General features: G+C 59.4%; 9 protein-coding genes, 1 tRNA gene and 1 pseudogene. 5 read left to right on the top strand and 6 right to left on the bottom strand.

Annotated features, from left to right (window positions below):
• Positions 1-3 precede the first annotated feature (3 nt).
• Genes E3T50_RS13605 through E3T50_RS13595 form a run of 3 tightly spaced genes read left to right on the top strand, consistent with a single transcriptional unit; the run spans position 4 to position 2,611 of the window.
• The gene (locus E3T50_RS13605) at positions 4-468 is read left to right on the top strand and encodes a hypothetical protein (RefSeq protein ID WP_134552630.1); all 465 of its coding nucleotides are present in this window, start codon (positions 4-6) and stop codon (positions 466-468) included.
• On the top strand, positions 465-1,478 hold the full coding sequence (locus E3T50_RS13600) for an MAB_1171c family putative transporter (RefSeq protein WP_134552628.1): 1,014 nt from the start codon (positions 465-467) through the stop codon (positions 1,476-1,478). Before E3T50_RS13605 ends, E3T50_RS13600 begins: the two co-directional genes overlap by 4 nt.
• A complete protein-coding gene (locus E3T50_RS13595; protein ID WP_134552626.1) occupies positions 1,475-2,611 on the top strand; it encodes an alpha/beta hydrolase in 1,137 nt (378 codons plus the stop codon). The genes E3T50_RS13600 and E3T50_RS13595 overlap by 4 nt, the downstream gene beginning before the upstream one ends.
• A gap of 111 nt (positions 2,612-2,722) precedes the next feature.
• On the opposite strand, the gene E3T50_RS13590 is transcribed toward E3T50_RS13595, so the two are convergent.
• The 4 genes from E3T50_RS13590 to E3T50_RS13575 all read right to left on the bottom strand — a co-directional run bounded on the left by E3T50_RS13590 (position 2,723) and on the right by E3T50_RS13575 (position 8,229).
• Positions 2,723-5,305 (bottom strand): DEAD/DEAH box helicase family protein, encoded by a 2,583-nt coding sequence (locus tag E3T50_RS13590; protein WP_134552624.1) that lies wholly within the window; start codon positions 5,303-5,305, stop codon positions 2,723-2,725.
• Between the two features lie 3 nt (positions 5,306-5,308).
• On the bottom strand, positions 5,309-7,021 hold the full coding sequence (locus E3T50_RS13585) for an Eco57I restriction-modification methylase domain-containing protein (RefSeq protein WP_241990923.1): 1,713 nt from the start codon (positions 7,019-7,021) through the stop codon (positions 5,309-5,311).
• A complete protein-coding gene (locus E3T50_RS13580) occupies positions 7,018-7,581 on the bottom strand; it encodes a DNA methyltransferase family protein (protein ID WP_241990957.1) in 564 nt (187 codons plus the stop codon). The genes E3T50_RS13585 and E3T50_RS13580 overlap by 4 nt, the downstream gene beginning before the upstream one ends.
• A 563-nt stretch (positions 7,582-8,144) precedes the next feature.
• Positions 8,145-8,229: transfer RNA gene (locus E3T50_RS13575), tRNA-Leu, on the bottom strand.
• Positions 8,230-8,679: 450 nt separating this feature from the next.
• Here E3T50_RS13575 and E3T50_RS13570 point away from each other — a divergent pair.
• Positions 8,680-9,222 (top strand): annotated as a pseudogene (locus E3T50_RS13570) (relaxase domain-containing protein); the annotation flags it as partial.
• A 691-nt stretch (positions 9,223-9,913) separates the two neighbouring features.
• Here the strand turns inward: E3T50_RS13570 and E3T50_RS13565 are convergent.
• On the bottom strand, positions 9,914-11,041 hold the full coding sequence (locus E3T50_RS13565; protein ID WP_134552622.1) for a reverse transcriptase family protein: 1,128 nt from the start codon (positions 11,039-11,041) through the stop codon (positions 9,914-9,916).
• 218 nt (positions 11,042-11,259) lie between these two features.
• On the bottom strand, positions 11,260-12,474 hold the full coding sequence (locus E3T50_RS13560) for a phosphoribosyltransferase-like protein (RefSeq protein ID WP_420898731.1): 1,215 nt from the start codon (positions 12,472-12,474) through the stop codon (positions 11,260-11,262).
• Positions 12,475-13,180: 706 nt separating this feature from the next.
• Between E3T50_RS13560 and E3T50_RS13555 the strand changes: the two genes are divergently transcribed.
• The gene (locus E3T50_RS13555; protein ID WP_134552620.1) at positions 13,181-13,783 is read left to right on the top strand and encodes a hypothetical protein; all 603 of its coding nucleotides are present in this window, start codon (positions 13,181-13,183) and stop codon (positions 13,781-13,783) included.
• The last annotated feature ends 233 nt before the right edge of the window (positions 13,784-14,016 follow it).

Raw genomic sequence — 14,016 nt, 5'->3', positions numbered from 1 at the left:
CCAGTGAACAGCGAAGTGAGCGTGTCGACGGCCCTCGATCAACTGGCCCTGGGCGAGACCTTCACCTTTGACGAACTCGTCGGCGCCGTGCAGCGAAGCCGGGGGCGGCGACTGCGCATAGTCGAACTCGTGGGCGTCACTGGCCGCGACGGCTTGTGCGCCGTGTGGTTTGAAGCGGGCGGCGACGATGTCATTCTTCACGCCCAGAGCGATTCGGTGCTGCACGAGCAACAATTCGTGCTGCACGAACTGGCCCACATGATCCTTGGCCACGAGGTCGACGAGGACTCCGACGTTCCTGACATCCTGCTGCCGGACATTCCACCCGAGACTCGTCGCCGATTGCTCCGCCGCCAAGACCTCAACACGGTCAAGGAAGTTCAGGCCGAGACTCTGGCCGACCACCTCGCTGCAGCAATCAGGGGATCCACGATGCACCGGTCTCGGTACCTAGAGGTCTTCGGATGATCGTCGTGCTCGTCGCCGCCTTCATGTGGCTGCTCGTCGCGGCGCTGCTGGTCCTAAGGCGGGGTCGTGCCGAGCGAAACATCACCTACGCCGCGCTGACGATCGCAATCGCGATGACGATGAACATCGATCAGGCTTATCGGATACTCGATAGATACGCCGGCGGCACCAACCTGGTGACCGTCGTGGCGGATGCAACGCTCATGATTGGCGTCTTCCTCCTCGGTCGCGCAGTGATGAGAGCTTCCGAGCACCAACCGCGAGCCGCGCAGCTTGCCCTCGGACGGTTCACTCTGGCGGCCGCGCTCACCGGCGCGGTCGGTACGTTCCTGCTCATAAGCCGTGGCATCACAACGACCAGCTTCATGCTCGAGCTCGGCGAGCAACCATACGCCGCCGCCTATTCGATGATCCAGTTCAGCTACTACGTAATCGTGCTCTCGGCCATGGCTGCCCTCGCTGCGAGACAGCTTCGAACCAGCGTGGGCGCTCAGCAGATACCGCCGGTCTCTTTGCTCCTCGGCAGCATCTGCGGGGTCGCGCTAAGCGTCGTCGTCATCACAATGGATCTCGCTCATGTGGTGCGCAACCTCAACCTGATGACCGTCGTCGCCGTGGCGTACGAGCCCCTGCACCTGCTCACCTTCCTGTTCCTTTGCCTCGGATTCGCCAGCCAACCCGCCGCCCGCTCCTTGCAGGCGCGATCACGCGACCGAACTACCCGCATGCTCGTCCATGATCTCGAGCCGATCTGGGCCGCCGCGACGAAGGCACGTCCGGGAATCAGCCACACCGAGCCAGCGGCGCTTGATACTTCCGACCCCGAGACGCTGCTCCATCGGCAAGTCGTCGAAATCCGCGACGCAATGATCGATACAAGGGTGGAGTTTGACGTGAGTGCCGGCGACCGGGAACTTATCGAGCGGGCCGAACGGTACCTGCTGGGAACAAGATCGAGCGACGCGGCACCTGTTGCCCCGCCTGCTCGACAAGGCCCGCACCGACGATGAAAGCCGTCTGGGCGTTCGCGGGTGTGGTCGTCGGCAGTGGTGTGGCACTTGCGGGCGTTGGCCTGACGATCGCGCGGCGCCTGACCGCCCCGGTAAGTGGTCGCCGGTACGATCTCACCATTCGAGGCGTCGACAATACGGGGGAGCGACCAGTTGTCATCCTTGATCGCGCGCCAGCCACCGCCGCGCCCGGCGACTACTGCCTCATCCTCGAGAACGGCGGATGGATCAAGTTGGCGAACGACGTCGAGAACCGCGGGCCGAATCTCGTCGGCCGCGAGGTCGTAGGGGAGTCGGGGCCAGGCCTGGTTGCCGGCCAGAGAGCATCCTGGAGCGGCATCTATTTCCAGACTCCTGCGGATGCCGGACTCCAAACAACAGATGTTGAAATCCAAACGGATGTCGGCCCCGCGCCCGCCTGGCTAATCCCGCCTCAAGGCTCCCCGTCGACCACGTGGGCCATCCACATACACGGACTCGGAAGCACGCGCGCGGGAACGCTGCGTGGCGTGCAGGTCGCCTCGGAAATCGGGCTGACCTCCCTCGTCGTGACGTATCGGAACGACGGCGAAGGTCCCCGGGTCGGGACCGGGAGATCTGAACTCGGCGCCGCCGAAGTCGATGACGTACGCGCGGCAGCGAACTACGCGCGCGAGAACGGCGCACGTAGCGTCATCCTGTTTGGCTGGTCGATGGGGGGTGCCATTGCGCTGCAGCTCGCCAATGATCCTAAGCTTCGCGACATCGTCACGGGGCTGGTGCTCGATTCGCCAATCCTCGACTGGGTCGCCACGCTCAAGGCGAACTGCGCGCGGGCAGGTCTGCCAGCATGGGCTGGCGTGCTAGCCGTGCCCTGGCTCAACTCCCAGCCACTGGTTCGACTAGTCGGTCTCGCGAACCGCGTCGATCTGCGCAGCTTCAACTGGATCGCGCGGTCCCACGAACTGATCGTGCCGACGCTCATTCTTCACGGCGCCCTCGACACGTCGTCGCCATTCGAACTCTCGGATCGCCTCAGTCGGCTGCGTCCCGAAAATGTCGAACTCCAAGCGTTCGAAGCAGATCACACGATGAGCTGGAACTCAAATCGTGAGCGCTGGCGGGCTATTACCGAACGCTGGCTGAAAAGTTGATCACGGCACATTGGACTAATTTCGAGCACGTTGTTGACGTGTGGTCGTCGACGACGTGGACTCTTCTCCGCAGTTTGCGGTCCGACTTTGGTCGAGCTGGCTTCCGAAAGTTTAGTGCGTCGCGATCTCCGCCTCGATGACAGTGTCGAAGAGACCCCAGTGACGCAGACCCGCATGCGAATCCACACCCGCGTAGGACAGCGACGCATCCTCGAAGCGACGGAACGTTTTCACTGCGTCGTTCATGTGGGCCGAATTGAAGAGCCCCAGCCCTCGTAGGAGGTCGAAATCAGGGATCGTGAGGCCGGTAACCGTGCGGAAGAGGTCGGGCTCCAGCGCCTTTATGACGTCGATGAGCGCGTTCTCGCGGAAGTCAGTGAGGTACATGAACGCCGGGATGCGGGTAGCGAACTTGATAAGCTTTTCCTGAACCTGCTTCCGCAACGACTTCTGCTGTTTTTCCTCCGCGGTCAGTTCCTGCTTCTCCCTAAGTGTGAGATCGCGGTCCTTAGCTGTTTTTTTCAATTCCTTGATTTTTTCAGACTTGTTGATGATCGTCTCGAAGATGTTGTCGCCCAGCGAGCGGAAGCCCTCGATGTTCTGGATAGCCTTCAAAGCGTCCGGGTTGGCGAGCATTCGTTTCAGCGTGTCGTTGTCGACGTTAACCAAGAGCGCCGATTCCCATTTGCGCGCAAGTAGCGTTGCAGACGTACCCGATTGGGCGATGTCCAAGACGCTGCCCGCGTCAATTGGCACCATGTTCGAGCCGTCGTAAGCGAGCACTGGGAGGAACGCCAGCAGATCGGCCACGGCCTTGTCATCGTTCGTTTCGTCTGGGCTCAGCCCCCGGGCGTAGTCCGCTAGCTGACGCAGCGCCCGCGTCGGCGCGAAGTCGAAGACGAAGCAAACAGGTTTGACAATCTCTACGGCTTTTGGATCGTCGCCATTCGGATTTGAAATGGCCCACGGTGACTGAACACGGAATGCGGCCTGGAAGTAGGTCTCGGGCCGCTCTAGGTTCCGCAACATGAGGATGGCCGACCACTGGGGGACCGTGACCCCAGTGGTAAGTTTTCCGCAAGAAAGCGTGATTGTTTTTGTTCGGAATCCGTCTTTGATCTTTGCCCGTACAGGCGGCAGAGCCGCGAGTCCGATGCCTGCGCTGGGTCCGGCAGCATTGATGACGTTGTAGTCTCCCCAGAAGCCACCGGCATTCTGCGCCTCGTGCAGCAGGTTCTCGATGGCGTGCGCGCTGGCGACCGTGGGCAGAAACCAGAACGAATGGTTGAGGTACGGCAAGACGTGTGTGTCGGAATATGGGAACGGCGGCCTGGTCCCAGCGCGGAGCGCATCGATGCTTGTGGGCTGGTGCTGGCCTCGGATGAGGTTGAGCCATTTCTGTACGTCGCTCTTATGCTTCAACTCCGCTTGGGCTCCGACACCTTCAGCAGCAAAGAACTCGTTGAGGTCAAATTCATCAAACTCGCCCTGCATTGCCACCGTGAGGATGTCTTCTGGCATCCGGTACGTCATCAGCGCCATCTGCGGCAGCGCGGCGTAGGGATCTGGCGCCCCCGGGTGCGTGGACGACCACGCGGCCTTCGCCTTTTGCTCGTCAGTGTAGGTCCAATTAAAGAGGTTGTCGTCGACGAACTCGCCCTCGGCTAGCGCGCGGAACGGGGTACCCGAGAGATAAAGGAATGCCTTCGTCGTGATCGGCAAGAAGTCGTTTTCGTCGTTGCCTTGTTCGTCTAGCTCTTGATCCATCGCTTCCAAATCAGCGCTGAATTCTTGCGCAACCTCGGCCTTCTGCTCTTGAAGGTCTTCGCCCTCAAAGAGTTCTTTCGCATTTTCGCGCCAGGCGCCGAAGTGGTACTCATCGAAGATCACGAGGTCCCAATGAATGAGATGGATCCACTCGTTCTTCGGTTTGATGAGGCCGGTACCCTTCTCTCGTCCGAGGAGGTCTTGGAAAGATCCGAAGTAGATGAGCGGGGTGTTGGCGTCTACACTCCGTGGGTTGCTCGGCCCGATGTTCTTTGACGCGTAAACCCAGCCGTTGAAATCGGCGTGCGAGTTGAGGTCGGTCTCCCAAGCGTCCGCGACAGCGGGTTTGAATGTGAGGACTAGGACGCGCTTCGCGCCAATTCTTTTTGCGAGTTGGTAAGAAGCAAAGGTCTTTCCAAAGCGCATTTTCGCGTTCCACAGGAAGCGCGGGACAGAGTTCGAGTCTTGCCCCCACTCTCGATGGAAAAAGGCAAGTGTCTTTTCCACGGCGGCGCGCTGCTCATCGCGCATCACAAACGTCTCGTGGTGCGTACCCGCCAGCTCACGGTGCTCACGGAGTTCTGTGATGACTGTGAGCACATCCTCCTTTGTGCAACGAACCCACTCCCTGCTCGACTCGAAGACGACATTCTCGAAGCCCTTGGCCACGAGTCGTTCTCGGACTGCGGTGTCGGTGATCCGCACTCCTTCTGCATCGAATGCAGATTCGTCTACCTGAAGCACGTAGCTCACCCGCGCTTGGCCTTGGGACTCTTTGATCCGCTCGTTGACGCCTCGAGTCGTCTGCCCAACCTTCAGGCAGCCCCGCCACCGCTCGGCGACCTCCTCGCTCGACCAGGCGTAGAGCCGTGGCTCAGCTGCTGGCTTCTCGGGAAACAGATCGGCCAGGGACTTCGCGGTAGCCACAGACTATGCCTCACCCTTTGCACCGACATTTATCGGCTTGATAACTGATTCGATGTAGTCAATCTCATCGCTGGTCAGTTTGTATTTCGCGTAGAGATCAGCATCAGTCCAAGTACGATCCCACGACTGCAGCGGGACCCAGCTGTAGGTATCGCGCGAAGCGTGTTGGGTAATCTTTCGAAGTGAAACGAGGAACCGAAACAGGCGGGTCGAAATGTAGGTCTCGACGCTGACGGCCTGAGCTTCGGACCCGACGTGGAAAAATAAGTAGGTCTGCGTGCAGACCGACGGTGACGAGGCAATTAGGGGTGTAGATAACACCCGCATGCTTCTTCCGTCGCCGCCGCCGTGCTCGAAGCCCGCCTCCGGGATTAATATTTTCCAAGTATCGATCCAGTGCGCATTCTTGCGTATAGAGCCCCTACTGACGTAACCAATCAGTCGTGAACCCTTCCGGTTGTAGTGCAGGGCGATGTCACCGGGCTTCTCGAGAGTGTGGAATCCGTCAAAGTTCGTAGCAATCCCGAAGGGCGTATCTCCGGCCATGATTGAGGTTATTGACGCCTCACCACCCGCGCGGACCTTGTGTAATATCTCGACGGCGACCGCGTCCCTGACGAATACGTCAAATTCATCGAGAACTCTCATGGAGGTCACACTTGAACCTCCACGCACTGTTGTGACCTCCGCCGGGCCGTCGTGCGCCTGATCCCAGAGGAAATAGGAGATGCCTCCTGCGACGTCGACGCCAGGAAAAGCTTCTACTGACGATGGGTAGTCGACTAGATTGCGAAGCCGGCGGTCACCAAGCATTTCTGCGCGAAAGGCGGCGAGTCCCCGGCCGCCCGCCATCCAACGCGAGGGGGTAACCATACTTAGAAAGCGCGGATGAAGTGCTTTCGCGCGGTCAATGAATTTCTGGTAGATGGGGGCATCGTTCGTCCCGCCGCCAGCGCCGGTCATCTGGTAGGGCGGGTTTCCGATGATTACGTCGAACTGCATTTCGGCTCCAAATATGTCTTGGACGAACTCTTGTGAATCGTCAGCGTGGATAAAGGCATAGGCGTGGGTTTCCCCAGCCGGATCATCGAACCGGCGGATGATTCCATCTACGGATACTTTCCGCCCTGCACCGCACGCCGTGCAGCTCGGGTAGGTGAGTAACTCATCTCCGGAGATCGGGTCGACGGTTCGGATAGGGGTGCCCTTGCTCCAGGTATGCTCAGTTCGCTCAAACCATACGTTGCCGTTCCTAGACAGTGAGGATGGTGCCACCGAGTGCCTGCTCGTCGCGTCCTTCGAGCAATAGATCGAACGCCTGGCTAGCAGCGAAGTCAGCGTCGTCATCCCGAGCCCGAAAACCTGCTTTGTGAGTACGCGATCCACGAGGGCCTTACGTTCGTCCGAACCTTCTGGGGGGTTGCCCTGTCCCTCAACGAGGCGCCTCGTGATCTCACGAAGGAAGATACCGGACTTTGTGGCCGGGTCGAGGAACGTCACATTCGGGTTCGCCCAGATAGACGCACCCGCGAAATTCGCGGCCCACGCTTCGGTGAGCGTCTCGAGCATCTTATTCGCGAACTCCGGGGGCGTGAAAATCTCATCGCTCGACAGGCTTGCAATCGTGTTGAGCACGTCGGGCGCGCGGTTCTGTCGATCCCGTCGGAGCATATCCCCGAAGGAAGAGGACATGGAAATAGTCTCGGTCATGGTCATGCGATAGTCTCCTCGCACGCGAGTTGTGCCACTGTCATTGTCGGGTACGCACGGACTGGCTGAAAAACTTCATGATGGGCTTCTCCCTCGCTAACAGTGCCTCTTCCGGTCATTCTGTCAAAGCGAAAGTCTCGGCGCTGGTATTTGCCTCTGCCGAGGTAACCCCACTCCGCGAACACGATGGGCTGTCCGTGCGTCCCTGGCGCGGTCCCGACCGTTACCATCGCCAGAGCGTCGCCGACCACAATGTTCACGCCAAGGACGAAGGCGGCTGCTCGCACCCACTCGTCTTCGGCTTTCGCGCCCACGTAGGCGGTAAACAGCGATAGGAGGTTTGATCGGCATTCCTCCGCATTGTCGCGCTGAATCTCGATGCCATAAATCGACATGAGTGCCAGAAGCGCGTTATGGCGATTCTCGAACTTGCTCCTGCCGTACCGGACCTTCACCGTAGTCAGCTTGCGAGCGAGAACTCGAACGAGGAAATTCCCAGTGCCGCACGCCGGTTCAAGAAAGCGCGAGTCGATCCGCCCGGATTCATCCTTGACCAGATCGAGCATGTCGTCCACTAACCAGGCTGAGGTTAGTACCTCCGCGTGGTCCTGGACTCGCTGCCGGGACTTGACGAGTGGCTTCGCGGCGAGGCGATCGAGCACCTTTGATGTAGCAGCCACCTCGTCACCTCCGTCAGTAATAGTCCTCGAACACCCCGCCATCACGGGCGGTCATCGCGCTGGAGGGCGACCGGCAGAGCCTGGTTGGCTTGTCGGTCCTAATTCTACAGCAGCCTCAAGATCGGGATATTGCCATGGGGTCATCGCTCAGTCCAGTCCCGCGTGGTGCTTTCGCCATCGGGGTCGGACCTGGACCTCAAGCCGCCGGTTAGCCACCCCACGCCGAGGGAACTCATTCCCCGATCGCCTGCGCGCGATCGTGTCGACGGCAGTAACTCGTGCGATCTTGTCAGAATAGATTCGAGTAAATGTCTCCCACAATGCCGCGATTCGCCAGGAGGTCAGAATTTTGACGGCAGTACCAGGTGGTGGATACTCATACCCATCAAGCGATCAGGTTTTGGTAGATCAAGCTGACCGCAATGTAAATGGATTGAATAGATTATTTGTGTCCGAGATGGGAATTGAACCCACACGCCCTTAACGGGCACTGGCACCTCAAGCCAGCGCGTCTACCAATTCCGCCACCCGGACTGGGTGTATAACTCGTGATCGCAATATCTAACGCTTCAATAACTTAGCACGGAGGGCGAGGCCAGGTCGTCCGCTCGTTCTTTGCAGGGTGCGCCGATAAGCCCGTGGCACTGGTTCAAGTCCGACATGTTTCCATGCAAATTCCCACTTCTCGCCGATGAACCTCCTCCAGTCCGAGGGAATGGAACGGCAACCGCCTCTTTATTGAGTTCTGCGGTCTGAACGACGCTACCCTTGTCCGCAACGGAGCATGATTGCCGGGCCGCTCCTGCAGCTGACTCGCGTTCGTGGCGCTGATGGCGCACCTTGGCAGTTTTGAAGGTCCGGTCCTGACTCTCGCACATGGCGCAAAACTCCATGCCACGCCTCTTGCAGATCGAGGCGGCACACCTCCTAAGGGATGGGGGAGGTGCGCCGGTGACGGTGTCGATGCGGTGATGAGCGCCGGCGATGGCTAGAAGTACTCGCTGCGCGCTGCGCGCTGTCGTTTCTGGCGACGGGCAGCGGTCACTGTATACACCCTTGACCCGTTACTACAGTGCGAAGAGCCCGCCGCCGGGTCGATGGATGGGAAGTGGTCTGCCGGGCCTCGGCTCGGGTCGCATCCTTGAGGGCGCCGAGGTCACAGAAGCTCAGCTGCAGAGCCTGATCGGACTGGGGCGAGATCCTGTCGATGAGGCACCGCTCGGTCGCGCCTTTCCCGACTACCAGAGGCCAGCTGATCCTGCACCGACCTGCGGCGCTCAGGAGACCGTCGCCCGGCGGCGTGCGGTTGCCGGGTACGACTTCGCCTTCTCGATCCCGAAGTCAGCCCTCTGGGGCGTGGCAGACGCAGCGACAGAGTCGCGGATTGTGCAGGCGCATCATGCGGCGGTTTCCGAGATCGTGGCGTTCATGGAGCGCGAGGTCGCGGCGACGCGGACAGGAACTATCCCGTACGACGGGGCCGTTGCGCAAGTCGATGTAACGGGCCTGATCGCCACGGCGTTCGACCTGCATTCGGAGTTCTGACGGCGCAACTTCGGCGGGCCGAAGCCCATCATCTCGACGCCGAGAGCCTGCTTACTCGCGGAGTGGAAGCGCGAGCGTTCGAGGAGGCGCTGGAAATAGGGGGCCTTCTGTGCTCCCGGATAGCCAAGGCGATCACGCGTGATTCCGGCACGGGTCGATCACGCAATGTGCCCCGCCTAATTGTCGGCCTCATTCCTGAAGCAACGGGGCCCATGACCGTTGAGATGCGCCAGGCCCTCCACGAGCGCACAGACCTGATCGAAGCGCGAGCTAGGGCCGTCCCCGACGAAGCACTGCGCGCGGGAGACGCGTGGATCCGAGAACTGGGCGCGATCCCACACCAATCAATTCGTTGGAGACAGCGCGCGAGGGTGGTCGCGGCATACCGCGATCGATACGCAATCTCCGGTGCGAGCGCGTTAAGCCCGAACCCGCACGCTGAGGCCCAGAGACGCGATTCCGCTCGTGCTCGCGCCGCGCTAGCGGCTGCGCAGCGGATCGCGGAGGCTAACGACGCTTTCGCCTCGAAGCACTCGGGTCTGTCGACCGGGCCGCGCTCTGTTCACATCCAGATCTAGTCTCCATACTGGTACCTCCGGAGCCATGAAACTGTCGCAGCCAGAAAACCGCTTCCTGGTCGGATCATGGATCTTTTGACGGAGAGGGCGGACTCTTAAGCCTTGGCCACACTCGGGTAGCCGTTCATCTCTAGCACCTCGGTCCAAGCCAACATTTCAGGTATTGTCCACTCCGGATCGATGCCATATGCAAATGCGAGGCGTCCGTCGACGTGGTTGATCATGGACAAGACCGAATGAAAGTTTCGCTTCGAAGAGTGCTGCTGGATGCCGAATTTCCCTGCAGCGCGGATATGATTCTGGGTCTGACGACGAAATTCCGGTAGCAGTTTGACTCCGGTATCGCTGACAAGTAATCCGAGAACGATTTTGCGGGCTCCGGGCGGGACAAGTCGTGTCTTGCGCCGATGTGGTTCGAATCCGGCAAGACTAGCTGCCCTGCTCACAGCACTGATGAGACGCATTCCCTCAGGCCTGCTAAAGGGCGCAGGCGAGGAGAACGTTAGGTCGTCGGAATACCTGGAATAGATAAACCCTGACCCGTCCGCAAGGTTCTGGAGCTCGTTGTCAAGATCTGTGGCGACCCGATTGGCGAGAGCCCCGCTTGTGGGTGCGCCCTGTGGCAGCCTTCCCAGCCGACCATCGTCGTAGGATCCCACTCCTCGTTCGACCGCTTCGGTGAATGGATCTATCCTGTCCAAACGTGTGCAAAGTCTGGCCATTTCAAACGATAGGAGTGCCGGGTAGTTGAGCTGACGAAACACCCGGTAAACACGATTCTCGCGAATCTCACCGAAAAAGTTGTGAAGATCCATCTTCACCAGCCACCGCGAACCCACATGCAGTTCGGCACACTGCCGGATTCCGATTCCGCGATGATACGCGAACGAGCCCGGGTGTCTAGGTAACGTGTTGAGGATGTGCTCAAGGATCCAACGCTGAACGTCCATCAACATAGGATTCGGCGCTGATATCAACCGGAAGGTGCCATCACGCTTGATACGCCGGATGGATTGATATTCGTCTGCGTACCTCTTTACGATCCTTCGCAGGTACCCATACGAGGCGCCGGTCTCGTGGGCCAAATGTCTGAGGGTCAACACAGGGAATGCGCCCGACGCTTGGATGTCTCGCGATACAGAACCTGCCCTACGAGCGACTGAGGCACTTACGCCAGCGGCAATGGCTGCTTTTTGGTAGAGGTGAGGGGACGGTGTGGACATCTACTCTGACTCGAAATCCCGCCAGGGATTCACGGGCAAGAGGAGCCCGGAGACAACGCAGGGCGTCTTGTCCGTGCACACACGCGTTGCGTGAGCTTGTCCGAGAATCTCCGTTTGCGAAGATCCCGCAATTCTAAGAAGAATCGCTTGAGCACGAATGCTCAACGAGTCGGAACGACGTCCCGACTTCATCACTAGGTGTCCGGGCACCGGTCTCCTCACCTCAGGCTTGAAGGATAGTACGGAGCGTCGGGCTCAGGGTAATTCTTCCTCCCGACTCGCCGGATTGCTCTCTTTCCTGCCCTGAGTTCAGCTCGGCCCGCCTCTGTCACAAAACCATCGTCGGTGACCCAGCCCATCCGATGCAAGAAAGCGATCACAGCTTCGGCAGCAGTTTGAGATAGCGATAGAGCGCTGGCGATCTTACCCGGTGCCGTCGGGTCGCGCAGGAGCAGAGCAAGAGCTGTCAATAGAACTTGATTGTCAGCACGGAATTGTCTTTCGATGTTCGCCGAAAGCCGTCGCTGGTACACCGCGGTCAACGTCAGTGCGTGGTTGGTCTCTGGCTTGGACACATTGCGAAGCTCTTGTTGAAGATCGTCCGGGGTCCGCCGCCCTTCAAATAGAGGAGACCAGTCCTTCCCTGTTTGCCGGAACACAGCAGGCGAGGTGTTGGGAGGCCTCTCCTGGAAGGCGAATAGTCCGCCGTGGCCCTTGTAGCCCATTGCACCCACTTTTCTCCGAGCGTGCTCCATACACAAGAGTTGGGCCTGGGTGATTGAAGATCTCGGCCAGGGGAGAGACTCGATCGCAGGTGCGCTGGCAACGAAGAACAGCTTGTCAATAAATGGTGAGGATTCTAATTTTTCTTGAGCAGCTTGAGACACCGCGTAGGCCACGACCCATGTCTGGATCCAACGACCAGACTTCCAGCTGCGCAGGGTTGTGTTCCTCAAAAGCGAGGCTGCAAAATCCTCGACCTGCGAACCGCTCTCAACAAGATCTGTAACAAGAATCACGGTCCGAACCTTTTTCGACCTCAGCTCTTCAATGTCGGTTTTCGGCCCGATGGCACCTCGCAATACGCTATCGCGCACCAAATTCCCGACCGCGCCCTCGCTGCCCGGAGTCGACGAGATCCCGGAAGCTGGTAGAAAATTCTCAAAAGCTACGGGATCGATACCGCGATCGAGATCGGCCATTGCTCTCGTATCCTCGTCGGCCATCACCGGAAGGACCCAGGCGGGCCCCTTTCGCTGGCTAACCGCCGAGTTGTATACAAACTCGAGGCGTCTTCTCAATTCGATCCTTGCGTCGCTCCAGCTGACGAGCATGAAGGCGTCAAGGAGCTGAGTGGCTATCGCTCGAGACTCGTCTGGGAAGTTTTCGAGCCAAGAAAGCCCTCTACCCGTCGAGGAAAGTTTTACTGACACAGTCTCTATTTAGGGGCCTCGGGGCACAGCATGCAACTGCCGACCCATCAAGGAACCGGGACGCTCCACGCTCACCCCGTTCCTTGAACATCATTAGCTGTGTTCAGTCGCCCTCGTTCTTGTTCCGCGCCGAGTGGGCAAGAGACTCCTTGACCGTACGAGATAAGTTGGGATCGGCGCGTTTCAGCTAGTCCTGACGTCGACCAAAGATGTACATGTTCGATCACGCGAACGTATCCGGGGTGCGCCGCTTTTCGTGATGCAGCTTGGCGCGGCGCTCGTATCGGCCGCAGACCACTACGTTTTGCGTATCGGAGTCATGATCACGTTCTTCCCTGCCTGCCGCTCGCCGTCGATATTGGATTTTGTATATGGGTCGTCCCTCTCGTGCGGCGGCCATGGTTCTGAAATGGCGAACCGAAAGCCTGGACCAAATGCGATCTAATGGAAACTTCTTATCGATAGCCCGAAACTGGCCACACTGGGTAACGACCTTCCCGCACGAACTTGCCAGCCGCATGCAGGATCGTTTGGGCCAGTTCATCTGATTCCCTCGTCGCGTGGGATGGGTTCGCTTGAGCCGGTGCCGGCTTCTGCGTTGGCGTGGCATCAGAACCGGGGAGCTTGCGCTGCGTGATCGTGGTGTCCGTTTGTGGCATAGCGACCATTGGCGATGGTGTCTGGCTATCGTCGGTAGTGTTCAATCATGGAAACTGTGCCGTTATGGCTGCAAATTGTTGTGGCTATCGCGACGATCGCCGCCGCGCTAACAGCCCTTGTCGCCGCGGTAAATAGTGGGGCGTCCAGCCGGGCGGCGGTGGCGGCTCAGGCCGATGCCAACGCCGCATGGAAAAAGAGTGCAGAGGCCCTCGACGAAGCCAATGGGCTGACTCGAATGAACCACCGGGAGATGGCTGCCGAGCGAGGTCGACTTCGGCGCGCTCCTCTCGCCGCTGCTCTGACTAGCTTCGCCGACAGCGTCTTGTGGGCGAGGTTCCGCGGTGAGTCCGACACCAAAGTGGCTCAAATCAGGCGCGACGCATCCTCCGCTATCGGAGCTCTCCAAACCAATGCGGACGAACCTACATCGCAGAAGTTCACACGATGGGTGATGGTCTACGCAATGAAGGTACCGCTGGAAGGCGATGACGCCGAAGGGCTGCTTCGATTGTCTAACCTGCTGTCGGCCAGAGAGCGCGAATGGGTCGCGGATCCGGCCGTGGCCTTGGCCGCTATTCGGGCTGAGCCAGGTGTTGTGCTTGACAGTGATATTAGCCCCGACGATCCGTACGACTTTCGCGTCAGTTGACGGGCAGACCCCTCAAGTAGATGGCTATCAATCAGCAGGTATTGACCCCAATTACGCGGCGATAGTAGGGGGGGGTCGGAGAGAGTTTCGCGCAAGCTTGGCTGGATCAACGCGGACCCTGTCGCCCTTCAGCTTGAACTGGCGTCAACGTCTCGGTACCACGTCCCCGGAATGGTGCTACTAACTGTCCGGACTTGCGCTATCTATCGACAAGCGTTACCCGCCAGTCGCAG

This window comes from Cryobacterium gelidum (assembly GCF_004403985.1).
GTDB lineage: Bacteria > Actinomycetota > Actinomycetes > Actinomycetales > Microbacteriaceae > Cryobacterium > Cryobacterium gelidum.
This window is presented reverse-complemented; position numbering and strand designations above follow the sequence as displayed.